The sequence below is a fragment of the Nocardioides hwasunensis genome (genome assembly GCF_014779665.1).
GTDB lineage: Bacteria > Actinomycetota > Actinomycetes > Propionibacteriales > Nocardioidaceae > Nocardioides > Nocardioides hwasunensis.
Genome location: NZ_JACXYY010000001.1, coordinates 555,708 through 579,628 on the forward strand (window position 1 = coordinate 555,708; position 23,921 = coordinate 579,628).

General features: G+C 71.6%; 22 protein-coding genes and 1 pseudogene. 19 read left to right on the forward strand and 4 right to left on the reverse strand.

Annotation, left to right across the window (positions count from 1 at the left end):
• Positions 1–47 precede the first annotated feature (47 nt).
• From IEZ25_RS02770 to IEZ25_RS02795, 6 genes are all read left to right on the forward strand, one after another.
• Entirely contained in the window at positions 48–1,859 is a 1,812-nt protein-coding gene (locus IEZ25_RS02770) for an ABC transporter ATP-binding protein (RefSeq protein ID WP_191197840.1), read from the forward strand.
• A gap of 23 nt (positions 1,860–1,882) precedes the next feature.
• Positions 1,883–2,491 carry an HAD-IA family hydrolase gene (locus IEZ25_RS02775; RefSeq protein WP_191197841.1) on the forward strand — a complete coding sequence of 203 codons (609 nt, stop codon included), beginning with the start codon at positions 1,883–1,885 and terminating at the stop codon, positions 2,489–2,491.
• Positions 2,492–2,558: 67 nt separating this feature from the next.
• Positions 2,559–4,613, forward strand: a complete 2,055-nt coding sequence (locus tag IEZ25_RS02780) for an MFS transporter (RefSeq protein ID WP_318152005.1) — start codon at positions 2,559–2,561, stop codon at positions 4,611–4,613.
• Positions 4,614–4,663: 50 nt separating this feature from the next.
• Positions 4,664–6,655, forward strand: coding sequence for a threonine--tRNA ligase (gene thrS, locus IEZ25_RS02785; RefSeq protein ID WP_191197842.1), 1,992 nt, complete (start codon positions 4,664–4,666; stop codon positions 6,653–6,655).
• A 7-nt stretch (positions 6,656–6,662) separates the two neighbouring features.
• The gene (locus tag IEZ25_RS02790; protein ID WP_191197843.1) at positions 6,663–7,817 is read left to right on the forward strand and encodes a MalY/PatB family protein; all 1,155 of its coding nucleotides are present in this window, start codon (positions 6,663–6,665) and stop codon (positions 7,815–7,817) included.
• A gap of 145 nt (positions 7,818–7,962) precedes the next feature.
• On the forward strand, positions 7,963–9,318 hold the full coding sequence (locus IEZ25_RS02795) for a hypothetical protein (protein ID WP_191197844.1): 1,356 nt from the start codon (positions 7,963–7,965) through the stop codon (positions 9,316–9,318).
• Here IEZ25_RS02795 and IEZ25_RS02800 read toward each other — a convergent pair.
• A complete protein-coding gene (locus IEZ25_RS02800) occupies positions 9,308–9,805 on the reverse strand; it encodes a GNAT family N-acetyltransferase (protein WP_191197845.1) in 498 nt (165 codons plus the stop codon). The two genes, IEZ25_RS02795 and IEZ25_RS02800, sit on opposite strands and share 11 nt — an antisense overlap.
• Before the next feature lie 23 nt (positions 9,806–9,828).
• Here IEZ25_RS02800 and IEZ25_RS02805 point away from each other — a divergent pair, with 23 nt between their 5' ends.
• Complete coding sequence (locus IEZ25_RS02805; protein ID WP_191197846.1) at positions 9,829–10,332, forward strand: HIT family protein; 504 nt, start codon at positions 9,829–9,831, stop codon at positions 10,330–10,332.
• Here the strand turns inward: IEZ25_RS02805 and IEZ25_RS22085 are convergent.
• Together IEZ25_RS22085 and IEZ25_RS21740 are read right to left on the reverse strand one after the other, a co-directional pair.
• Positions 10,317–11,459, reverse strand: coding sequence for a N(5)-(carboxyethyl)ornithine synthase (locus tag IEZ25_RS22085; protein WP_318152006.1), 1,143 nt, complete (start codon positions 11,457–11,459; stop codon positions 10,317–10,319). The two genes, IEZ25_RS02805 and IEZ25_RS22085, sit on opposite strands and share 16 nt — an antisense overlap.
• The gene (locus tag IEZ25_RS21740) at positions 11,456–11,590 is read right to left on the reverse strand and encodes a hypothetical protein (RefSeq protein WP_263575170.1); all 135 of its coding nucleotides are present in this window, start codon (positions 11,588–11,590) and stop codon (positions 11,456–11,458) included. Before IEZ25_RS21740 ends, IEZ25_RS22085 begins: the two co-directional genes overlap by 4 nt.
• A gap of 71 nt (positions 11,591–11,661) precedes the next feature.
• On the opposite strand from IEZ25_RS21740, the gene IEZ25_RS02815 reads away from it, so the two are divergent.
• The 12 genes and pseudogenes from IEZ25_RS02815 to IEZ25_RS02865 all read left to right on the forward strand — a co-directional run bounded on the left by IEZ25_RS02815 (position 11,662) and on the right by IEZ25_RS02865 (position 22,325).
• A complete protein-coding gene (locus IEZ25_RS02815) occupies positions 11,662–12,435 on the forward strand; it encodes an inositol monophosphatase family protein (RefSeq protein ID WP_318152007.1) in 774 nt (257 codons plus the stop codon).
• A gap of 9 nt (positions 12,436–12,444) precedes the next feature.
• Positions 12,445–13,068, forward strand: coding sequence for a phosphatidylinositol phosphate synthase (gene pgsA, locus IEZ25_RS02820; RefSeq protein ID WP_191197849.1), 624 nt, complete (start codon positions 12,445–12,447; stop codon positions 13,066–13,068).
• A 44-nt stretch (positions 13,069–13,112) separates the two neighbouring features.
• Entirely contained in the window at positions 13,113–14,021 is a 909-nt protein-coding gene (gene pdxS / locus IEZ25_RS02825; RefSeq protein WP_191197850.1) for a pyridoxal 5'-phosphate synthase lyase subunit PdxS, read from the forward strand.
• The gene (gene pdxT / locus IEZ25_RS02830; RefSeq protein WP_397182961.1) at positions 14,018–14,617 is read left to right on the forward strand and encodes a pyridoxal 5'-phosphate synthase glutaminase subunit PdxT; all 600 of its coding nucleotides are present in this window, start codon (positions 14,018–14,020) and stop codon (positions 14,615–14,617) included. The genes pdxS and pdxT overlap by 4 nt, the downstream gene beginning before the upstream one ends.
• A gap of 36 nt (positions 14,618–14,653) precedes the next feature.
• On the forward strand, positions 14,654–15,439 hold the full coding sequence (locus IEZ25_RS02835; RefSeq protein ID WP_191197852.1) for a YebC/PmpR family DNA-binding transcriptional regulator: 786 nt from the start codon (positions 14,654–14,656) through the stop codon (positions 15,437–15,439).
• Positions 15,440–15,696: 257 nt separating this feature from the next.
• A pseudogene (locus IEZ25_RS21225) lies at positions 15,697–15,807 on the forward strand (type IV toxin-antitoxin system AbiEi family antitoxin domain-containing protein); the annotation flags it as partial.
• A 1,008-nt stretch (positions 15,808–16,815) separates the two neighbouring features.
• Entirely contained in the window at positions 16,816–17,367 is a 552-nt protein-coding gene (gene ruvC / locus IEZ25_RS21230; RefSeq protein ID WP_318152030.1) for a crossover junction endodeoxyribonuclease RuvC, read from the forward strand.
• Positions 17,364–17,963: a Holliday junction branch migration protein RuvA gene (ruvA, locus tag IEZ25_RS02845; RefSeq protein ID WP_191197854.1), complete on the forward strand. Its 600-nt coding sequence runs from the start codon at positions 17,364–17,366 to the stop codon at positions 17,961–17,963. Before ruvC ends, ruvA begins: the two co-directional genes overlap by 4 nt.
• 1 nt (position 17,964) lies before the next feature.
• Positions 17,965–19,062 carry a Holliday junction branch migration DNA helicase RuvB gene (gene ruvB / locus IEZ25_RS02850; protein ID WP_191197855.1) on the forward strand — a complete coding sequence of 366 codons (1,098 nt, stop codon included), beginning with the start codon at positions 17,965–17,967 and terminating at the stop codon, positions 19,060–19,062.
• A 71-nt stretch (positions 19,063–19,133) separates the two neighbouring features.
• Entirely contained in the window at positions 19,134–19,418 is a 285-nt protein-coding gene (gene yajC / locus IEZ25_RS02855; protein ID WP_191197856.1) for a preprotein translocase subunit YajC, read from the forward strand.
• Complete coding sequence (locus tag IEZ25_RS02860) at positions 19,411–19,959, forward strand: adenine phosphoribosyltransferase (protein WP_191197857.1); 549 nt, start codon at positions 19,411–19,413, stop codon at positions 19,957–19,959. Before yajC ends, IEZ25_RS02860 begins: the two co-directional genes overlap by 8 nt.
• Before the next feature lie 83 nt (positions 19,960–20,042).
• Positions 20,043–22,325 (forward strand): RelA/SpoT family protein, encoded by a 2,283-nt coding sequence (locus tag IEZ25_RS02865; RefSeq protein WP_224748275.1) that lies wholly within the window; start codon positions 20,043–20,045, stop codon positions 22,323–22,325.
• A gap of 327 nt (positions 22,326–22,652) precedes the next feature.
• Here the strand turns inward: IEZ25_RS02865 and IEZ25_RS02870 are convergent, their stop codons facing one another.
• Entirely contained in the window at positions 22,653–23,915 is a 1,263-nt protein-coding gene (locus IEZ25_RS02870; protein WP_191197858.1) for a DUF349 domain-containing protein, read from the reverse strand.
• Between the last annotated feature and the right edge of the window lie 6 nt (positions 23,916–23,921).

The following is a 23,921-nucleotide window of genomic DNA, read 5'->3' on the forward strand; positions in this document are numbered from 1 at the left end:
GCGGACCTGCCGCCCCGCCCGGAGTTAGGCCCACCTAACCTGTTCCCGTGTCCGAGCCTGTCACCCCCGCCGCCGTCCAGCCCCTGCGTGCCCTGTGGCGTCGCTACGACGTCTACCGCTGGCGCTTCGTCGGCGCGGTCACGGCGTCGACGGTCAACAAGGTGGCCGACGTCGTCCCCGAGCTCCTCATCGGTGCCGCGGTCGACGTCGTGGTCCGCGGTGACGCCTCCTTCGTGGCCGACGTGCTCGGCGTGGAGTCGCGCTACGCCCAGCTCGGCTGGCTCGCGGTCATCAACGCCGTCGTGTGGATCATCGAGTCGCTGAGCGAGTACGTCGCCGACGTGCTGTGGCGCGGCCTGGCGCAGGGCGTCGAGCACGACCTCCGGGTCGAGGCCTACGACCACGTCCAGCACCTCGACCTCGGCTGGCACGAGAGCCGACCGGCCGGGTCGACGCTCGCCACGCTCAACGACGACGTCAACCAGCTCGAGCGCTTCCTCGACGTCGGGGCCCCGGCGATCCTGCAGACCGTCCTCAACGTGCTCCTCGTCGGTGCCGTCTTCGCGGCGGCGTCGGGCCAGCTGCTGGTGCTGGCCTTCCTCCCGATCCCCGTGATCGTGGTCGGCTCGCTGGTCTTCCAGCGTCGCCTCGAGCCGCTCTACGACCGGGTCCGCTCCGCTGTCGCCGACCTGTCCAGCACGCTCTCGTCCAACATCTCCGGCATCGCCACCATCAAGGCCTTCACCGCCGAGGACCGCGAGCGCGACCGCGTCGCCGCGGTCTCGCAGGCCTACCGGCAGGCCAACACCGACGCGATCCGCTCCTCGGCCGCCTTCGTGCCGTTGGTGCGCCTGGCGATCCTGACCGGCTTCACCTGCACCCTGCTGCTCGGCGGCTGGGCGACCCTGCGCGGTGACCTCCAGGTCGGCCTCTACTCGGTCCTCGTCTTCATGACCCAGCGCCTGCTGTGGCCGCTCACCGAGGTCGCCACCGTCCTCGACCTCTACCAGCGCGGCCGCGCCTCGGCGTCCCGGATCCTCGGTCTGCTCGAGATCCCCGTGACGGTGCCGGCCGGTGAGACGGCCCTCGAGCGGCCGGTGCAGGGCCGCGTCGAGCTCGTCGGCGTCCGCGCCGGCTACGCCGACGGTCCCGATGTGCTGCACGGCATCGACCTGGTCGTCCCCGCAGGGGAGACCCACGCCATCGTCGGCGCCACCGGATCCGGCAAGTCCTCCCTGCTCCGGCTGGTGCTGCGCTTCGACGACCCCCGCGCGGGCACGGTGCACTTCGACGGCCAGGACGTGCGCGACCTCGACTGGGACTCGCTGCGCGGCTCGCTGGGCTACGTCGCCCAGGACGTCTTCATGTTCGCCGGAACCGTCGCCGACAACATCGCCTACGGCCGTCCCGACGCCACCCGCGAGGAGGTCCGTGCCGCCGCCGAGGGTGCCGCGGCCCTCGACTTCATCGAGGCGATGCCCGACGGCCTCGACACCTGGGTGGGGGAGCGCGGCGTCACCCTGTCCGGCGGCCAGCGTCAGCGACTCGCCCTCGCCCGGGCGCTGCTGCGCGACCCGGCCGTCCTCGTGCTCGACGAGGCCACCAGCGCCGTCGACAACGAGACCGAGGCGGCCATCCAGCGCTCGCTGCGCAAGGCCACCGCACGCCGCACCGCGATCGTGGTGGCCCACCGGCTCTCGACCGTGCGGCACGCCCACCGCATCTGGGTGCTCGACGCCGGCCGCGTCGTCGAAGCCGGCACCCACGACGAGCTGCTCGACGTCGACGGGGCGTACGCCGCCCTCTGGCGGGTGCAGACCGGGGAGCTGGCGGGCGAGCAGGCCACGGTTTCGGGCTGAGGCGACCCGGGCATGCTGCCCGCATGGCGATCAGGGCTGTGGTGCTCGACATCGGGGGCGTGCTCGAGGTCATCGACGACGGTGTCTTCCCCGGCCCGGCCGAGGAGCGGCTGGGCCTCGAGGCCGGCAGCATCGGGCGCGGGCTCGACGCGCTGCCCGGTGACGCCGGCATCGGCGAGGTGACCGAGGCCGAGGTGCGGGCCGAGTGGCAGCGCACCCTGCGGCTCGACGACGCGCAGGCCGACGAGCTGATGGCCGACTTCTGGCGGTGGTACGTCGGCACGCTCGACCGGGTGCTGTTCGACTGGTTCGCCGCCCAGCGACCCGCGCGGCTCACGGGCATCCTGTCCAACTCCGGCCCGGGCGCGCGCGAGGCCGAGCGCGTCCACCGGTTCGAGGACGTCACCGACGACCTCGTCTACAGCCACGAGGTCGGGCTCCGCAAGCCCGACCCGGCGGCGTACGACCTCGCGACCCATCGCCTCGGGGTCGAGCCCGCCGAGGTGGTGTTCCTCGACGACGTCGAGGCCAACGTCACCGCGGCGCGGGCCTTCGGGTGGCACGCGGTGCTGCACGTCGACACCGCACGCTCGATCACCGAGATGGAGCGGGTCATCCGGTCTCAGGGCTGAGGACGGCAGGGGCGCTCGCCGAGCGCCGTCGCTAGGATCGGATCGTGCTGTGCCCGGGTGAGACCACGTGACCCAGACCGTCTCGACCGAGACCCCCGAGGCCGCCGAGCAGCAGCGTCGGGCCGGACCGGTCGTCCTGGTCCTGGCCCTGTGCGGCACCAGCGTCTCCCTCATGCAGACGCTCGTCGTCCCCCTGCTCCCCGACTTCCCCCGTCTGCTCGACACCTCGTCGGACAACGCCTCCTGGCTGGTCACCGTCACCCTGCTGACCGCCGCCGTGGCGACACCGATCCTGTCCCGGCTCGCCGACATGTTCGGCAAGCGCCTGATGATCCTGGTGTCCCTCGGGATGCTGCTCCTCGGCTCGTTGCTGGGGGCGTTCAGCGAGACCCTGCCGGTGCTGATCGTGGCGCGTGCCCTCCAGGGCTTCGCCCCGGCCCTGATCCCGATCGGCATCGCGACGATGCGCGACGAGCTGCCGCCGGAGCGGATCGGCAGTGCCGTCGCCCTGATGAGCACCACGCTGGGCATCGGCGGCGCGGTCGGCCTGCCGCTGGCCGGCGTGATGTACGAGAACTTCGGCTGGCAGTCGGTCTTCTGGGGCAGCGTCGCGATGTCGGTGCTGCTGATCGCCCTGGTCCTGGCCGTGGTGCCGGAGTCGAGCGTGCGCACGCCCGGCCGGTTCGACTGGGGCGGGGCGATCCTGCTCTCCGGTGCCCTGACGACGCTCCTGCTCGGCATCTCCAAGGGCGGCTACTGGGGCTGGACCTCGCAGGCCACGTTGGCCTCGCTGCTGGCGGCGGTGCTGCTCTTCGCCCTCTGGGTGCCGTGGGAGCTGCGGACCGGTCAGCCGCTGGTCGACCTGCGCACCTCCACCCGCCGCCCCGTCCTGCTGACCAACGTGGCCTCGCTGCTCGCCGGCTTCGCGATGTTCTCCAACCTGCTCGTCGCGGTGCAGCAGCTGCAGCTGCCGACGGAGAGCGGCGTCGGCTTCGGCCTCGACGTCACGCGCGCGGGCCTGGTGATGCTGCCCGGTGGCGCGCTGATGGTGCTGGTCTCCCCGTTCTCGGCCTCGATCACCCGCCGCTTCGGCGCCCGGACCACGCTGGTCGCCGGGCTGACGATCACGGGCCTGGGCTACGTCGTGCGCGTCCTGCTCGACGCGACGATCTTCCAGCTCGCCCTCGGCGTCGCGGTCGTGTCGGTGGGCATCGCGGTCGCCTTCGCCGCGATGCCGGTCCTGATCATGCGCTCGGTGCCGATCAGCGAGACCGCGGCGGCCAACGGCCTGAACAGCGTGGTCCGCGCCATCGGCACCTCGCTGTGCTCGGCGACCGTGGCGGCCATCCTCACCGCCGGGGTCGGCTCCAGCGGCTTCCCGACGGAGTCGGCCGTCCACGCGACCAGCTGGCTCGCCGCCGTCGGAGCCTTCGCCGGCGCGGCCGTCGCGCTGCTCATCCCGACCCGGGTCGCGCCGGCGCTGGCCACACCGGTCGGTGTCGCCCCGAGGGCGGACGACGCCCGCGAGGACGGCGTACGCCGGGCGGCTGCCGGCGCCGAGGTCGTGGTCCGCGGCAGCGTGAGGCGACCCGACGGCAAGCCGGCGCGCCTCGCCGTGGTCTCGGTGCTCGAGCGGACCGGGCGGCAGGCCGACTGGGCCCGCGCCGACAACTCCGGACAGTTCTCCGTCGTGCTGCCCGGCGCGGGCGAGTACCTCGTCATCGCTGCGGCCGAGGGGTGGGCGTCGCGCTCGGAGCTGCGCCCGCTCACACCGGAGTCGCCGGCACGGCTCGAGGTCCTCGAGCGGCTCACCGTCGCCGGTGTGGTGTCCTCGGACGGCTGGCCGGTGGAGGACGCGCTCGTCGTGCTCACCGACTCCAGCGGCGAGTCGGTCGGCGCGACGCGCACCGACGAGGGCGGCCACTACGAGCTCGGCCTCCCGCCGCTCGGCCGCTACGTCCTCACCGCGCTCGACCCGCGCAACGGACTCGCGGAGTCCGAGGACATCGTGGTCAGCGCGCAGCGGCGCAGGTTCAACATGGTGCTGCCGCCGGTCGAGGACGACGGGGAGCACGACCTGCTGGCCGAAACCGGGGTGAGCGGGGCCGAGGTCGGCCGATAGGCTCGTCGGGGAAACATCCGTCCTACCCCTCACTCCCCGAAGGAGCTCTCGTGTCCGACATCCAGGTCGTCCGCATCCACGCCGATCAGCGTGCGGAGACCACGGTCACGACGGGCACCAGGGCCTGGGAGCTGTTCCGCGACGACGCCGACGTCGTCGCTGCCCGGATCGGTGGCACGCTGAAGGACCTCGCCCACGAGCTCGTGGACGGTGACGAGGTCGAGGGCGTGCTCATCGACAGCGCCGACGGCCGCGACATCCTCCGGCACTCGACCGCCCACGTCATGGCGCAGGCGGTGCAGCAGCTGTGGCCCGAGGCCAAGCTCGGCATCGGCCCGCCGATCGACAACGGCTTCTACTACGACTTCGACGTCGAGACCCCCTTCGTCCCCGAGGACCTGGTCAAGATCGAGTCCGCGATGCGCAAGATCATCAAGGAGAACCAGCGCTTCGAGCGCCGGGTCACCACCGACGCCGATGCCCTGGACGAGCTGAAGGACGAGCCCTACAAGCTCGAGCTCATCGGGCTCAAGGGCGGAGCGGGCGCGGCCGACACCGAAGGTGCCAGCGTCGAGGTCGGCGCCGGCGAGCTCACCATCTACGACAACATCGGCCGCAGCGGCGAGGCCAAGTGGTCCGACCTGTGCCGCGGGCCGCACCTGCCGACCACCAAGCGGATCCCGGCGTTCAAGCTGATGCGCAGCGCGGCGGCCTACTGGCGCGGTGACGAGAAGAACAAGCAGCTGCAGCGGATCTACGGCACCGCGTGGGAGTCGAAGGAGGCGCTCGAGGAGCACCTGCACCGCATCGAGGAGGCCGAGCGGCGCGACCACCGCAAGCTCGGCCGCGAGCTCGACCTGTTCTCCTTCCCCGACGAGATCGGCTCCGGGATGGCGGTGTTCCACCCGCGTGGTGGGGTGATCAAGCGCGAGATGGAGGACTACGTCCGTCGCCGGCACCTCGAGGAGGGCTTCGACTACGTCGGCACCCCCCACATCAGCAAGGACGGCCTGTTCCACACCTCCGGGCACCTGCCCTACTACGCGGACACCATGTTCCCGCCGATGGAGATGGAGCACGCCGAGTACCGCCTCAAGGCGATGAACTGCCCGATGCACAACCTCATCTACCGCTCGCGGCAGCGCTCCTACCGCGAGCTGCCGCTGCGGTTCTTCGAGTTCGGGTCGGTCTACCGCTACGAGAAGTCCGGCGTCGTGCACGGCCTGACCCGCGTGCGCGCGATGACCCAGGACGACTCGCACTCCTACGTCACCCCGGAGCAGGCTCCGGCCGAGGTCGAGCACCTGCTGACCTTCGTCACCGGCCTGTTGCGTGACTTCGGCCTCGACGACTACTACTTCGAGCTGTCGACCCGCGACGACTCCAAGCCCGACAAGTTCATCGGCTCCGACGACCAGTGGGAGACCGCGACGTCGGTGCTGGAGGCCGCGGCGCGCACGTTCGGCGTGGACCTCGTGCCCGACCCGGGCGGTGCCGCGTTCTACGGCCCGAAGATCTCCGTGCAGGCCAAGGACGCGATCGGTCGCACCTGGCAGATGTCGACGATCCAGTACGACTTCAACCAGCCGGCGACCGACCGCTTCGACCTCGAGTACGTCGCTGCCGACGGCACCCGCCAGCAGCCGGTGATGATCCACTCGGCGAAGTTCGGCTCCATCGAGCGGTTCATCGGCGTGCTGGTCGAGCACTACGCCGGCGCCTTCCCGCCCTGGCTCGCGCCCGTCCAGGTCCAGGGCATCCCGATCGCCGAGCGCCACAACGACTACCTGTTCGACATCGCCAGGCAGATGAAGGCTCAGGGCCTGCGCGTGGAGGTGGACGAGTCCGACGACCGGATGCAGAAGAAGATCCGCAACGCGCAGCTGCAGAAGGTGCCGTTCATGATGATCGCCGGTGACGACGACGTCGAGAAGGGCGCGGTCAGCTTCCGCTACCGCGACGGCCGCCAGGACAACGGCGTACCCCTCGCGGAGGCGATCGAGCGGGTCGCCGCGGCGGTGGCCTCGCGCGAGCAGGTCTGAGCGCGCCATGGTCGGGGAGCGACGTCCGGTCGTCGACCTCACCGACGACGAGGCGCGCCTGAAGCTGCCGCTGAAGTGGGGTGTGCCCGAGGACGTGCTGCCGGCATGGGTGGCCGAGATGGACTACGCGGTCGACCCCGTGGTCATCGAGGCGCTGCAGAGGATGGTCACCGACGGCATCGTCGGCTACCCGCTCTTCGGCTGGGACCCCGAGCTCGCCGAGTCCTACGCCGGCTGGGCCGAGCGTCACTTCGGGTGGGCTCCGGCGCCCGAGGCCGTGCACCCGGTCGTCGACGTGACGGCGGGCGTGCGGATCGCGATCGACGTCTTCAGCGGTCCGGGGGGAGTCGTCTTCCCGACGCCGGGCTACAACGCGCACCACGGACTCGCCTCGGTCACCGGTCGCGAGGAGCTCCGGCTCGAGGTGCCGGCATCGGCCGAGCGCGCGGAGATCGACCTCGACCGCCTCGACCGGCTCTTCGCCGAGGGCGCGCAGACGCTGCTCCTCACCCAGCCGCACAACCCGTGGGGCCGGGTCTTCACCCGCGCCGAGCTCGAGGGCATCCGCGACGTCGTCGTGCGCCACGGCGCCCGCGTGGTCTGCGACGAGATCCACGCGCCGCTCGTGCTGCCGGGTGCCGAGCACGTGTCCTACCTGTCCCTCGACGGCACCCGCGACCACGCGATCGCGATCGTGGCGGCGTCGAAGGCCTTCAACACCGCCGGCCTGCGGTGCGCGCAGCTCGTGGTGCCCGACCCGGTGTCGCAGCAGCGCCTGCTCGACGAGCCGATGTCGCGCAACGAGTCCTACTCCACCGCCGGCATCGTGGCCGCGAAGGCCGCCTACGACCTCGGCGACCCGTGGCTGGCCTCGCTCGTCGAGCGGCTCGACCAGCAGCGCTCGCTCCTCGGCGAGCTGCTCGCGACGCACCTGCCCGAGGTCCGGATGCGCCCTCTGGAGGCGACGTACCTCGCCTGGCTCGACGCCTCCGCCTACGGGCACGACGACGCCGCGGCGGTCGCGCTCGAGCGCGGCCGGGTGATGGTGAGCGCCGGGACGTCCTACGCCGCCGGTCGCGGCGACCACGTCCGGCTCAACATCGCCACGTCCCCCGACCGGCTCACCGAGGTCGTCGAGCGGCTCGCCAAGGCCTGGACCTGACGCACCGAGGCAGAGCCGGCTCTCCTCACGATGGTGGAGCCCCTGTGCCATCCGGTGAACCGGGGACTCCACCATCCTGGCGACGGGCGGTGTGCGAGGCGCGGCCGCGGGTAACGTCGCAGGTCCACCCGCACCGGAGGTCCTCGTGCAGAAGCTCCGCCGTCTCCCGCTCGCCGTCGCCGCGGCACTCCTGGTCTCCGCCACGCTGGCCGTGTCGTCGTCCGCCGCGGCCCCCGAGTCGTGGGGCGCGCTGCAGGAGGCGGACGGCCATGGGCTCGCAGTCGCCCTGGACGGGGAGCAGACCGCGCTGATCAGCGTCGGCGGGTCCGACGAGGCGACCGTCTACGACCAGCGGCGCGCGGGGGACGGCAGCGTGGGCGCGCCGGTCGAGGTGATGACCGTGGCGGGCGCCGACCACTGCCGTCCCGTCGAGGCCGCCTCGGCCGACGGCAACCTCGCGGTCGCCGTCGAGTGCCAGCGCACGACGGACCTGGAGGACCCACCGACCCGGCTCGTCGAGCTGGTGTGGACCGGCGACGACGGGTGGGCGTGGCGTGTGCAACCCGAGGGCGAGCTCGGGTCGCTGGACTGGTCGCCGGGCGGGCAGTTCGCGCTCTTCACCAGCAACAGCCAGTACGGCAGGCCGCACCACCTCACCAGCTATCACCCCGACCTCGGCTGGCGGGACCTCACGCGGCGCGAGCGCGGGCTCACCGGGGACACCATGATCGCGGCCGTCGACGACAGCGGGGACGCCGTCGCGCTGCGGGGAGCAGGCTTCGAGGACAAGCCCGGCTACTGGTTCGGCGGGCGCCTCCGCATCGAGACGTACGACGCTGCCCGCCGCACGTGGACGACGCGCGTCACGCGCCGCTACCCGGACGGCGGCGTCCACCCGACCGGCCTCGACCTCGACGGCGGCCGCATCGCCGCGACCGTCGTCGAGTCCCGCTCGACGGGCAGGCTCGACAGCCGCGACAGTCGCGTCGTCGTGCTGAGCGGGAGGCCGGGCGACCCGCGCGTCTGGGCACCCCGGCGGTGGAGCCGCCAGGTCGTGACGTCCTCGGCCGCGATCACCGGTCAGGAGGTTGCGGTCGTGGCGTGGCAGGCGGTCGACCGCGGCCGCACCGCACGACCGCGGGTCGCGACGTGGGTGCCTCGACGGCCCCAGCCGCGGGTGCGGTCGTTGGCCGGGGCCACCACCCTCACCGACGCGACGGTCTCGGGGGACACGATGGACCTGGCCGTCAGCGCCGGCGGACGGGGAGTCGTCGCCTGGGTCGCTCACACGAGAGGTGCCCGCCAGTCGTCGGTCGAGGTCACGTCGTTCCAGGTCGGGCGAGACGGTCACCTGCGCCACCCGGTGGCGGCGACCTGGTCGCAGCCGGTCGGGGCGACGGTCGCCGTCACCTCCGGCGACACCTCCTCCGCGGTCACCATCGGCAGGGTGATCGCCCAGTTCTACCCGGCGCCGGAGACCCGCTTCGCCGTCATCGGCTGAGGTCGTCGACGACGACGTCCTTGACGTAGCGACGGCACGGCGACACGAAGACCTGCCCGTCCGCGGTGACCTCGTAGGGCAGTGCACCCTCGTCACGCCAGCCCTGCCTCTCGTAGAACGACCGCGCCCGGGTGTTGCCCTCGACGACGGCCAGCCAGGCGACGGCGAGACCGGCGGCTGCGACCTGTCGCTCCGCCTCGGCCAGCAGCATCCCCGCCACGCCACTGCCGCGGGCGTCGCGTCCGACGAAGACCTGCTCCACCTCGTCGCCGACGACCATCACGAAGCCCAGCAGCTCACCGTCGTCGGAGACGGCGACGGTCGTGTCGGCGACCCGGGCGGGCGTGCGCTCGCGGAAGGCTCCGAGCGTCCGGGCGGCGGTCAGTCCGTCGGGGACGCGACCGGCGTGACCGTCGTGCCAGCCCACGTGCCACAGGTCGGCAACCCCTGCCATGTCCGTGTCGACGGCCGGTCGGATCGAGGTCATGGGAGAAGCCTAGGATCGTCGGCATGGGACACGACGGGCTCGAGCGGATCTGGACGCCCCACCGGATGGCCTACGTCCGGACCTCCGTGGTCGACGAGGGGTGCCCGTTCTGCGCGATCCCGGGCCACCCCGACGACGAGTCGCTGGTCGTGGCGCGGGGGGAGACGACGTACGTCGTGCTGAACCTGCATCCCTACAACCCCGGTCACCTGATGGTGCTGCCCTACCGCCACGTCGCGGACCTGACCGACCTCACCGCGGAGGAGTCGGCCGAGCTCATGGCGCTGACCCAGCAGTCGCTGCGGACGATCCGCGCGGTGGCCAGCCCCCACTCGTTCAACGTGGGCCTCAACCTCGGCCGGTCGGCCGGTGGCTCGCTGTCGGAGCACCTGCACCAGCACGTCGTGCCACGCTGGACCGGCGACTCGAACTTCATCACCGTCGTCGGTGGCACCAAGATGCTCCCGCAGCTGCTCGAGGACACCCGCGCCCTGCTGGCCGGCGCCTGGGATCAGCCGACCGCGTAGGGGTGCTCGGCCGCGCGACCCTGGAAGGCGAGGATCGCCGGGTTGAGGATCCGGCCGTCCTGGATCTCGATGGCCCGGGTCAGGGTCTCGCTGGTGGCCCAGGCCTCGGGCCCGTCGAGGACGGTCTCGATGAAGGGGAGCAGCGCCTCGCTGTTCTCCCACGTCGCCGAGCTCCAGAGGTACGACGGGCTGTGGTCTACCGCGTAGTAGTGGACCCGCCCTCCGACGGTGTGCATCGGGTCGGCGAACGTCGTCGGCGCCGCCCACGAGAAGCCCATGCCCTCGTCGCACGACACGTCCACGATCAGGCTGCCGCTGCGGAAGGCGGGAAGGTCGTCGGTGTGCAGGTAGGTCAGCGGGGCCGCGGTGTCCTGGAGCGTGCAGTTGACGACGATGTCGTTCTCGGCGAGGTACGCGGCCAGTGGCTCGCGACCGCGCTCGGTGATCACCATGCTCGCGCTCGGGTCGTCCGGGTCGTGGTCGAACTGCCGGATCCGCACCGAGTGGATCGGTGATCCCACTGCGGCCACCCCGCGGGTGGTGAGGACCGCGACGTCGCCCACCCCGTGGGCCTTGAGCGCCGTGACCGCGCCGCGGGCGGTCGCCCCGAAGCCGATCACGACCGCGCTCAGCCGGCGACCGTAGTCACCGGTGATGCCGACGAGCTCCATGGCCTGCAGCACCGAGCAGTAGCCGGCGAGCTCGTTGTTCTTGTGGAAGACGTGCAGGCCGACGTAGCCGTCCCGGGTCCAGTGGTTCATCGCCTCGAAGGCGATCAGCGTGAGCTCCCGGTCGATCGCGAGCTGGGTGAGCTCGGGGTCCTGCACGCAGTGCGGCCAGCCCCACAGCACCTGACCCGCGTGCATGGCGGCGACGTCCTCGTGCTGCGGCTTGGGCAGCACGACGACGTCCGCGGTGGCGAGGATCTCCTCGCGGGAGGCGAAGCCGGCCACCTGCCCGGCCAGCTCGGCGTCGCTCACGCCGAAGTGGTCGGCGTACCCGTGCTCGAGGGTCGTGCGCGCGGCAACGTCCGGGGCGAGCCGGTGCAGGTGCTCCGGATGGAGCGGGAGGCGGTGCTCGTTCTCCTTGGCCGAGGTCCCGATGACGCCGAGACTGAGCCGGGTCACCGCTTCTTGGGGATCAGGGGCTCGGTGGCGTCGGACTTGCCGGCCGCCTTCGCGTGCTTGTCGGCACGCTTCTCCTTGATGGACTTGCCGGACTTCTTGGACATGCCTTGCCGTGGCGACTTGTCGCTCATCGGGGCTCCCTTGTCGGAAGCCTGGATGGCTCCGTGCCGCCACACTACGCCCCGGCACTAACGTGGCCGCCGTGGACGACTCCTCGCTGACCGACGACGCCGCCCTCGCTGCCGAGCTGGTGCAGGAGGCCGGATCCCTCGCCGCGCGCATCCGGGGCGAGGGCCTCGACATCGAGCGCAAGACCAGCGGCTCCGACATCGTCACCCAGGCCGACACCGCCTCCGAGCGGCTCATCGTCGAGCGTCTCGCCGCCGCGCGACCCGACGACGCGATCGTGGGGGAGGAGGGCACGTCCCGACCCGGGACGTCCGGTCGCACGTGGGTCATCGACCCCGTCGACGGCACCTACAACTTCTCGCGCGGCAGCGACTGGTGGTGCACGGCGATCGCGCTGCACGACGAGGACGACGTGCTGCTGGGCGCGGTCCACCACCCCGCCACCGGGCGCACGTGGATCGGCGGGCCGCGGGTGCCGAGCACCTGCGACGGTGCGCCCCTCGACGCGCTCCCAGCGACCCCGCGCGAGGCGCGGTGCGCGACCACCTACCTCCACCCGCCGTTCTACGGCGGCGAGGTGGGGGAGGCGTTCGCCCGCGCGCTCCGACAGGTCGGCACCCTGCGGATGCTGGGCTCGGGGACCATGGACTGCATGGCCATCGCCTCGGGACAGTGGGACGTGCTGTTCCAGCACTCCGTGGCCGACTGGGACCGGCTCCCGGGCGCGGCGATCATCCGCGGCGCCGGGGGCGACTCGGTCGTCGTACCCGCCTCCGGCGTGGACTGGACGGTCACCGGGGCGCCGGCCGCGGTGGCGGACGTCCGCGCGGCCCTGCTCGACGGGTAGCCTGCCGCCGTGCTCGATCGGTTCAAGCAGTTCTGGCAGGGCGTCATGCTCGCCCCCTTCATCAACCTGTTCATCCGTCTGGGCATCAGCCCCGACGTGGTGACGCTCGTCGGCACGCTCGGCGTCAGCTTCGGCGCGCTGTTCTTCTTCGCGCAGGGGTGGGTGTGGCAGGGCGTCCTGTTCATCACCGCGTTCGTCTTCAGCGACCTGGTCGACGGCGCGATGGCCCGCAAGGTGGGTCGGAAGGACGACTTCGGTGCCTTCCTCGACTCCACGCTGGACCGGGTCGCCGACGGTGCGCTGTTCGGCGGACTGGCCCTGTTCTTCGCCTGGCACCACGAGAGCCGCCTCTACCTCGTGCTGTGCCTGGTCATCCTCGTCATGGGTGCGGTGACGTCGTACGCCCGCGCCAAGGCCGACTACCTCGGCTACGACGCCAAGGTCGGGATCGCCGAGCGTCCCGACCGCCTCGTCGGCATGCTCGTGCCTGCCTTCTTCGCCGACCTCCTCGACCTCTGGTTCCTGCTCTACATCGCGCTCTGGGCGCTGGCCGTCGCCGCGACCGTCACGGTCGCGCAGCGCATCTGGGTCGTCCGCCGCCAGGCGCTCGCCCGGGCCGGCTCGCAGGCGTGACACCGGTGCACCCCGCGGGGTGAGGGCGCACTACCATCCGACACATGGCTGAGAACACTCCCGACACCCCTCTCGAGCACGGCACCAGCCGCGTGAAGCGCGGCATGGCCGAGATGCTCAAGGGCGGCGTGATCATGGACGTCGTCACCGCCGAGCAGGCGAAGATCGCCGAGGACGCCGGTGCCGTTGCGGTGATGGCGCTGGAGCGGGTCCCGGCCGACATCCGAGCCCAGGGCGGCGTGTCGCGGATGAGCGATCCCGACATGATCGACTCGATCATCTCGTCGGTGTCGATCCCGGTGATGGCCAAGGCGCGGATCGGCCACTTCGCCGAGGCGCAGGTCCTGCAGTCGCTGGGCGTCGACTACATCGACGAGTCCGAGGTCCTGACCCCGGCCGACTACACGAACCACATCGACAAGTGGGCCTTCACCGTGCCGTTCGTGTGCGGTGCGACCAACCTGGGCGAGGCACTGCGCCGGATCACCGAGGGTGCGGCGATGATCCGTTCCAAGGGCGAGGCCGGCACCGGTGACGTGTCCAACGCGGTCACCCACATGCGCACCATCCGGGGCGAGCTCAACCGCCTCCGCGCGATGGCCGAGGACGAGCTCTACGTCGCAGCCAAGGAGCTCCAGGCGCCCTACGACCTCGTCAAGGAGGTCGCGGCCGCCGGCAAGCTCCCTGTCGTGCTCTTCACCGCCGGTGGCATCGCGACCCCGGCCGACGCCGCGATGATGATGCAGCTCGGCGCCGAGGGCGTCTTCGTCGGCTCCGGCATCTTCAAGTCCGGCAACCCCGCGCAGCGCGCCGAGGCGATCGTGAAGGCCACGACGTTCCACGACGACCCCGACGTGGTCGCGAAGGTCTCCCGGGGTCTCGGCGAGGCCATGGTCGGCATCAACGTCGACGAGATCCCGCAGCCGCACCGCCTCGCCGAGCGCGGTTGGTGAGCCAGCCGGTCATCGGCGTCCTCGCCCTCCAGGGCGACGTGCGCGAGCACCTGACCGCCCTGCGCTCGCTCGGCGCCGACCCGATCTCCGTACGCCGACCGGCCGAGCTGGCGGCCTGCGACGGCCTGGTCGTCCCGGGCGGGGAGTCGACCACGATGGTCAAGCTCGCGCGGATCTTCGAGCTGCTCGAGCCCCTGCGTGAGGCCGTCCGGGGAGGCCTGCCGACGTTCGGCACCTGCGCCGGGATGATCATGCTGGCCGACCGGATCGAGGACGGCGCCGTGGGCCAGGAGACGATCGGCGGGCTCCACATCACGGTGCGCCGCAACGCCTTCGGGCGCCAGGTCGACTCCTTCGAGGACGACCTCGAGGTCGACGGACTGGCCGCCCCGGTGCGGGCGGTCTTCATCCGGGCCCCGTGGGTCGAGGCGGTCGCCGACGACGTCGACGTACTGGCTCGGGTCGCCGTCGGGCCGGCCGCGGGTAGGATCGTCGCGGTCCGTCAAGGCCCCCTGATGGCGACCTCGTTCCATCCCGAGGTCGGCAGCGACGACCGGGTCCACGGCATGTTCGTGGACCTGGTGCGCTCGGCCTGACGACCACGACACGCGAGCGAGTAGATAGAGGGACACATGTCAGGCCACTCCAAGTGGGCAACGACCAAGCACAAGAAGGCCGCGATCGACGCCAAGCGCGGCAAGCTCTTCGCCAAGCTGATCAAGAACATCGAGGTCGCGGCCAAGCAGGGCGGCGGCGACCCTGCCGGCAACCCGACCCTCTACGACGCCATCCAGAAGGCGAAGAAGAGCTCGGTGCCCAACAAGAACATCGACTCCGCGCTCAAGCGCGGCTCCGGTGCGGAGTCCGGCGGTGTCGACTACAAGACGATCTCCTACGAGGTCTACGGACCGCAGGGCGTCGCCTTCCTCGTCGAGTGCCTCACCGACAACACCAACCGTGCCGCGATGGAGGTCCGCACCGCGGTCACCCGCAACGGCGGGACCATGGCCGACCCCGGCTCCGTCTCGCGCCTGTTCACCCGCAAGGGCGTCGTCGTGGTGCCCAAGTCGCAGGACCACGACGGCACCGTGCGTGAGGTCTCCGAGGACGACGTCCTCGAGGCGACCCTCGACGCCGGCGCGGAGGAGGTCAACGACCTCGACGAGGCGTTCCAGGTGCAGAGCGAGGCCACCGACGTGGTCGCGGTCCGCACCGCGCTGCAGGACGCCGGCATCGACTACGACTCCGCCGACGTGGAGTTCGTCGCCAGCCTCGAGATCCCGGTCGACGCCGACGGCGCCGGCAAGGTGCTCCACCTCCTCGACGCGCTCGAGGACCTCGACGACGTCCAGGACGTCTTCACCAACGTCGACATCCCCGCCGACGTGATGGCCGAGCTCGAGTCCGCCGACGCCTGACCGCCCCGGCCCCGTTCCCACCTGGCGCTGTAACGCCGGGTTAGTGGCTCTACCCACCCTGTTGCAGCATGGTGGGTACAACCACTAACCCGGCGTTACAGCGCTGTGGGGGCTTCCGGGCGGGCCCGATCCCGGGCCAGCAATCGTCCACAGCCGGCCACGGAGCGGCTTGCTCCACAGACCTCCTCCGCCGATCGGTCCCACCGTCCGTCGCCGCGCGGATCGTCGGCGGCATGTACCTCCCTGTCATCGCCCAGATGCACCGCGAGCACGGATTGGTGACGAGCAAGCAGCTTGCCGTGGCTGGCCTCGACCCCGGCGACGTACGACGCCTCCTCGCCGCGGGCCGGCTCGTCCGCGTCCGCCGCGGGGTGTACGCCGACGCCGACGCGTGGCAGGCACTGGACCCCTACCGGGGTCAGCCGATGCTGCGCATCCGGGCCACCAGGATGGGGTTGCGGTCGACGACGTACGCCTTCAGTCACGACTCGTCCGCGATCCCGCTCGGCATGGGCGCCCCGGACCCGCGGACCTCGCTGGTCCACCTCAGCAGGACGAAGGTGCACGGCGACGCGGTGCGCAACGGCGTGAAGCACCACCTGGCGCCCTACCTGCCCGGCGACGTCACCGACGTGGAGGGGCTGGCCGTGCTCTCGCGGGCGCGCACCGCCCTGGACATGGTGCGCGAGCACGGGCGTGCCCACGGGCTGGCGGCGTGCGACGCGGCGCTGCGGCACGGCGTGACCCGTGCCGAGCTGCTCGACCACCTGTCACGGATGTCGTGCTGGCCACACAGTCGCTGCATGCGCTGGTGCATCGAGCACGCCGACGCCCTTGCCGAGAGCTATCTCGAGTCCTTGGTCCGCGACTTCGTCCTGGAGCTGGCCATCGGGGCTCCCGAGTGCCAGTTCGGGCTGTCGGACGGACACGCGACGGCGTTCGTCGACCTCATCGTGGATCGCCACTTCTTCGAGGCCGACGGCCTGCTCAAGTACCCGCTCGGCAACCCGAGCGGGAAGACGCCCGAGGTCGTCCTCGCGGAGGAGAAGCGGCGCCACGACTTCCTGACCGGCTTCAAGCTCGGTTCGTCACGACTGACCTACGTCGATCTCTTCAGCGGGCGGCAGGCCGCTCTCGCGCGGGCCGCCCGCGAGTACGCCGACACGTGCGCCCGCTTCGGCACCGAGACGGCCGACCTTGCCCCGTACCGCGTCAGCCGCACCCGCCCGCGGATCAGCGGGGCCGGGCACGGTGGGACGTGCGCTCAGCGACCGCCCGCCGCGTGTCGTACGACGTCCCGCACCCGCCCCGGGTTAGCGTGGCCGCACGAACAGGTGTTCGGACGGACCGGTCAGGGCGAGGCGAGGGGGCGAGGCGTGCGTGTGCTCGGCATCGACCCCGGTCTGACCAGGTGCGGCGTCGGGGTGGTCGACGGCAGCGTCGGGCGCCCGCTGTCGATGGTGGACGTCGGCGTCATCCGCACCAGCTCGGACCTGCCGATCGCGCAGCGTCTGGTGACGATCGAGAAGGGCCTCGACGCCTGGATCGAGGAGCACCGGCCCGACGCGGTCGCGGTGGAGCGGGTCTTCGCGCGCTCCGACTCCAGCACGATCATGGGCACCGCCCAGGCCAGCGGCATCGCGCTCGTCGTCGCGGCACGCAGGGGACTGCCCATCACCATGCACACCCCGAGCGAGGTCAAGGCCGCCGTCTCCGGCAACGGCCGCGCCGACAAGGCCCAGGTCGGTGCGATGGTCGTGCGGATCCTGCGGCTGAGCGAGCTGCCCAAGCCTGCCGACGCCGCCGACGCGCTCGCGCTCGCCATCACGCACGTGTGGCGTGGCGCGGCGAGCAACCGCCTCGAGGCCGCCGTGGCGCAGCAGCAGGCGCTGGTCAAGGCACAGAAGCAGAAGATGAGGACCCGATGATCGCCTTCGTCCGCGGCGAGGTCGCCGCCGTCACCCTCAGCAGCGCCGTCCTCGAGGTCGGCGGCGTCGGCCTCGAGCTGATGTGCACCCCCGGCACGCTGGCCACGCTGCGCGTCGGCAAGCCCGCGACGCTGCCCACGAGCATGGTCGTGCGTGAGGACAGCCTGACGATCTTCGGCTTCCTCGACGACGACGAGAAGCAGATCTTCGAGATCGTCCAGACCGCCTCCGGCGTCGGCCCCAAGGTCGCCCAGGCGATCGTCGCGGTGATGAGCCCCGACGACGTACGCCGCGCCATCGGCACCGAGGACGTCAAGGCGCTCACCCGCGTCCCGGGCATCGGCCAGAAGGGCGCCCAGCGCATCATCCTCGAGCTCAAGGACCGCATCGGCCCGCCGGTCGGCGTCCACCACCCGGCGGCCGCCCCGAGCGCCGCGGAGGCCTGGCGCGACCAGGTCCGCGACGGCCTCGTCGGCCTCGGCTGGTCGGCGAAGGAGTCGGAGAAGGCCGTCGACGCCGTCGCGCCCGAGGCCGGTGACCGACCGGACGTCGGCGCCCTGCTGCGCGCGGCGCTGCGCACGCTGAGCAAGGCCTGAGATGAACTGGGACGACGACACCGACGTCGACGACACCGACGACCTCACCCGTGCCGAGCACGCCCACCTCCAGCGGCTCACCGACGCCGAGGCCGACGGCGACGAGCGGGCCGTCGAGGCCGCGCTGCGCCCCAAGACCCTCGACGAGGTGGTGGGGCAGGTCCGCGTACGCGACCAGCTCGGGCTGGTCCTCGAGGCGGCTCGCCGCCGGGGCCGCGCGCCCGACCACGTGCTGCTGTCCGGCCCGCCCGGGCTGGGCAAGACCACGCTCGCGATGATCATCGCTGCCGAGATGAGCACACCGCTGCGCCTCACGAGTGGCCCGGCCATCACCCACGCCGGCGACCTCGCCGCGATCCTGTCGGGCCTCAACGAGGGCGACGTGCTCTTCGTCGACGAGATCCACCGGATGTCGCGCCCGGCCGAGGAGCTGCTCTACATGGCCATGGAGGACTTCCGGGTCGACGTGGTCATCGGCAAGGGCCCCGGCGCCACCGCGATCCCGCTGGAGATCCCGCCGTTCACCCTGGTCGGCGCCACCACCCGCGCCGGGCTGCTGCCCGGCCCGCTGCGTGACCGCTTCGGCTTCACCGCCCACCTGGAGTTCTACGAGCCCGAGGAGCTCGACCTCATCGTGCACCGCTCCGCCGGGCTCCTGGGCGTGCACCTGACCGCCGAGGGCTCGAGCGAGATCGCCTCCCGTTCCCGGGGCACGCCCCGCATCGCCAACCGTCTGCTGCGCCGGGTGCGCGACTACGCCCAGGTCCGCGCCGACGGCGTGCTGACGCTGCCGGTCGCCCGGGCCGCGCTCGAGCTCTTCGAGGTCGACGAGTCCGGGCTCGACCGGCTCGATCGGGGCGTGCTCGACGTGCTGTGCCGCCGCTTCGGCGGGGGACCGGTCGGCATCTCGACGCTGGCCGTCGCGGTCGGCGAGGAGCGCGAGACGGTCGAGGAGGTCGCCGAGCCGTTCCTGGTCCGCACCGGCCTGCTCGCCCGCACGCCCCGCGGACGCGTCGCGACCCCGGCGGCCTGGCAGCACCTCGGGCTGACGCCGCCCGCGATGCCGACCGTCGACTCCACGCTCTTCGACGAGGCGTGAGGGCGTCGCGGGAGCCCCGTTAGACTCCACGCGCTCAGACACCCCCGACCCTCCTCGAGGAGAGCCCTCCCGTGAACGACGTCGTCGCCCTGCTGCCCCTGGTGGCCATCTTCGCCCTGTTCTGGTTCATGGTCGTCCGGCCGCAACGGCGCCGCCAGCAGGAGGTCACCGCCCTGCAGAACAGCATCGAGGTCGGCCAGCGCGTGATGATGTCGGCCGGCATCTTCGGCACGATCACCTCGATCATCGACGACCGCGTCCGCCTCGAGATCGCGCCCGGCGCCACGATCGAGATCGCCCGCGCGGCGATCGCCAAGGTCGAGTCGCCGGTGATCGGCGAGCCCGGCGATGCCTGACCGGCGTACGGCCCAGGAGGCGCTCGAGCGACTGATCGTCGACGTGCCCGACTGGCCGGAGCCGGGGGTGACGTTCAAGGACATCACGCCGGTCCTGGCCGACCACCACGCCTTCTCCGCCATCATCACCGCGCTGGCAGCGGCCGGGAAGGACGACCACGGCAACGTCGTGGTCGACAAGGTCGTCGGCATGGAGGCCCGCGGCTTCATCCTCGCCGCGCCGGTCGCGCTGGCCCTCGGCGTCGGCTTCGTGCCGATCCGCAAGGCCGGCAAGCTGCCACGCGAGACGCACGCGGTGACCTACACGCTCGAGTACGGCGAGGCCACGCTCGAGGTGCACCGCGACGGCATCGCGCCGGGCGAGCGGGTGCTGATGATCGACGACGTGCTCGCCACCGGCGGCACCGTCGTCGCGACCCGGCAGCTCATCGAGGCCTGCGGCGGCACCGCCACCAGCTGCTCGGTCCTGCTCGAGCTCGGGTTCCTCGAGCCGCGTGCGGTCACCGGCGACCTGCCGATCGCGTCGCTGCTCACCGTCTGACGAGCCGACCGAGGAGCGGTCGGGCCCACGCGGTCGTCGGCGTCGGCTCACGAGAGTGCGCGACCCGTCACTAGACTGGGCCAATGGCAGAGGAGCAGGTGCCCACGCAGGAGCCGAAGGCGCCCCTGACCGCGCGCGGCATGCGTGCTCGCCTCGCCCGTGTCGGCACCCGGCCGCCGGCCTCCAACCCGGTCCTCGAGCCGCTCTTCCGGGCAGTGCGCGCCAACCACCCGAAGGCCGACCTCGCCCTGCTCGAGCGCGCCTACGCGGTCGCCGACAAGTGGCACACCGGCCAGATGCGCAAGAGCGGCGACCCCTACATCACCCACCCGCTCGCGGTGACGACGATCCTCGCCGACATCGGCATGACCGAGCCGACGCTCGTCGCGGCGCTGCTGCACGACACGGTCGAGGACACGCCGTACACCCTCGACGAGCTGCGCGCCGAGTTCGGTGACGAGGTCGCCGTCCTGGTCGACGGAGTCACGAAGCTCGACAAGGTGCAGTACGGCGACTCGGCGCAGGCCGAGACCATCCGCAAGATGATCGTGGCGATGTCGCGCGACATCCGGGTGCTGGTCATCAAGCTCGCCGACCGGCTCCACAACATGCGCACCCTGCGCTACGTCCCGGCGAAGTCGCAGGAGCGGTCCTCGCGCGAGACCCTCGACATCTATGCCCCGCTGGCCCACCGGCTGGGCATGAACACCCTCAAGTGGGAGCTCGAGGACCTCGCGTTCGCGACCCTGCACCCCAAGATCTACGACGAGATCGTGCGGATGGTCGCCGAGCGGGCGCCGTCGCGCGACCAGTTCCTCGCCGAGGTCGTCGTGGAGATCGAGCAGGACCTCAAGTCCGCGCGGATCAACGCGAAGGTCACCGGACGACCGAAGCACTACTACTCGATCTACCAGAAGATGATCGTCGGCGGCCGCGACTTCTCCGACATCTACGACCTCGTCGGCATCCGGATCCTGGTCGACGAGGACCGCGACTGCTACAGCGCGCTCGGAGTCATCCACTCGCGGTGGAACCCGGTCCTGGGGCGGTTCAAGGACTACGTCGCGATGCCGAAGTTCAACATGTACCAGTCGCTCCACACGACCGTCATCGGCCCCGCGGGCAAGCCGGTCGAGGTGCAGATCCGCACCTTCGCCCAGCACCGCCGCGCCGAGTACGGCGTCGCCGCGCACTGGAAGTACAAGGAGAACTCCAAGGCCGGCGTCGACACCGACCGCCTCGGCGACAAGGACGACCTCACCTGGCTGCGCCAGCTGCTCGACTGGCAGAGCGAGGTCGAGGACCCGGGCGAGTTCCTGGAGTCGCTGCGCTTCGAGATGAACCAGCAGCAGGTCTACGTCTTCACCCCGCGTGGCGACGTCATCCCGCTGCCGATGGGCGCGACCCCGGTCGACTTCGCGTACGCCGTCCACACGGAGGTCGGCCACCACACGATCGGCTCGCGGGTCAACGGTCGCCTCGTCCCGCTCGAGTCCACCCTCGACAACGGCGACGTGGTCGAGGTCTTCACCTCCAAGTCGCCCACCTCCGGCCCCTCGCGCGACTGGCTCAACTTCGTCCAGTCGCCCCGCGCCCGCTCGAAGATCCGTCAGTGGTTCACCAAGGAGCGGCGCGAGGAGGCGATCGAGCACGGCAAGGACCAGATCGCCAAGCTCATGCGCAAGGAGGGCCTGCCCCTCACCCGCCTGATGACGCACGACATCCTCGCGCTCGTCGCCGAGCACTTCCACCACGCCGACGTCTCCGCGCTCTACGCCGCGGTCGGCGAGGGCAACCTCAGCGCCCAGGCCGTCGTACGCCGCGTCATCGACATCCACGGCGGCGACGAGGGTGCCCAGGAGGACCTGTCCGAGGGCGTCACCATCACCGGGCGCTCGCGCGCCAAGCGCGCCCCGACCGACTCCGGCGTCATCGTGCCCGGCGTCGACGACCTGTGGGTCAAGCTCGCCAAGTGCTGCACGCCGGTGCCGCCCGACCCGATCCTCGGCTTCGTCACCAAGGGTGGGGGAGTCTCGGTCCACCGCCGTGACTGCACCAACGCCTCCAGCCTCCTCGGTCAGCCCGAGCGCGTGCTCGAGGTGGAGTGGGCGCCGACCTCGCAGTCGACCTTCCTGGTCAACATCCAGGTCGAGGCCCTCGACCGCGCCCGCCTGCTCTCCGACATCACGATGGCGCTCTCCGACGCCCACGTGAACATCCTCAGCGCGACCCTGTCCACCACGCGCGACCGGGTCGCGAAGAGCCGGTTCTCCTTCGAGATGGCCGACGCGGCCCACCTCGACGGCGTGCTGCGCGCCGTACGCGCGGTGCCGGGCGTGTTCGACGCCTACCGCGTCACCGCCTGACCTCGCTCCGCGGGCACCTCCGTCGGACACGTGTCCCGCGCGCACCTCCATCGGACACGTGTCCGAGAAGTCGCCCGCAACCGCGCGGATCAGGGGCGATATCTCGGACACGTGTGGCCACGATGCCGTCACGCAGCAACGTGGGCCTCTCGCCGACACGTGTCCGCGAACTCGCCCTCAACCGGCGACCTTGAGGGCAATATCTCGGACACATGTCCGACAAGTCGCCCTCAACCGGCGACCTGAAGGGCGATATCTCGGACACGTGTCCGACGAGGGGCGCTCGCGAGCACCAGGGCTCACGCTCCAGCACCCCGACGAAGTGGACTAGCTGAAGTCCGCCGCGGCCTTCTTCGCCATGTCGAGGAAGGCCTGCTTGTTGGCCAGCTCGCCCTCGAGGTCCTTGACCTTGCGGTCGTCGCCGGCGGCACGGGCCTTGTCGAGCTTGGCCTGGGTCTCGGCGATGCCGGCCTCGAGCTTGCCGATCATGTCGTCGGCTCGCGCGGACTTCTCCGGGTCGCTCTTGCTCCACTGCTCGTCCTCGACGGCGCGGATGGCCTGCTCGACCTTGCGGATGCGGGCCTCGAGGTCCTTCATCCGGTCGCGCGGGACCTTGCCGGCGGCGTCCCAGCGCTCAGCCAGGTCGCGGAAGGTCTTCTTGGTCGCGTCGAGGTCCCTGACGGGCAGGAGCGCCTCGGCCTCGACCAGGATCGCCTCCTTGACCTCCGCGTTGCCGGCGAACTCCTCGTCGAGCGCGGCGTTGGCCGCGTCACGGGCGCCGAAGAACGTGTCCTGGGCGCCGCGGAAGCGCTGCCAGAGCTGGTCGTCCACCTCGCGGGGGGCGGGGCCGGCGGCCTTCCAGTCGCGCATCAGGTCGCGGTACTTGCCGGCGGTCGGGCCCCACTCGGTCGAGGACGAGAGCGCCTCGGCCTCCTTGGCCAACCGCTCCTTGATGACCCGCGCACCGTCGCGACGCTCGTGCTCCTCGGCGAAGTGCGCCTTGCGGTGCCGGGTGTACGTCGTCCGCGCGGTCGAGAAGCGCCGCCACAGTGCGTCGTCGGTGGCGCGGTCGAGGCGGGGGAGGTCCTTCCACGTCGCGAGCAGGTCGCGCAGGCGGTTGGCGCCGTTGCGCCAGTCGGAGCTCTCGGCGAGGCGCTCGGCCTCGGCGACGAGCTTCTCCTTCTCCGCCTTGGACTCCGCCGTCTTCTGCGCGCGCTCCTCCCGGCGGGCCGAGCGTTGGGCCGCGACCACGGGAGCGAGCGCGTCGAGCCGCCCGGCGAGGGACACCAGGTCGCCCACGGCGTGGGCGTCGACGACCTGCTCGCGCAGGGACTTGATCGACGAGGTGGCCTCCTCGGGGGCCAGCCGGCCCGAGGCGACGCGCTGCTCGAGCAGGTGCACCTTGCCCTCGAGCTCCTCGAACCTCTTGGCGAAGAACTCCAACGCCTCGGCCGGGGTGCCGGCCTCGTAGGAGCCGACGGATCGCTCCCCGTCGGCGGTGCGGACATAGACGGTGCCGTCCTCGGCCACCCGACCCCAGGGCTGCTGACCCGGGGCCGAGTCGTCTCGGGACTGCTTGTCAGCGCTCATGGTCGC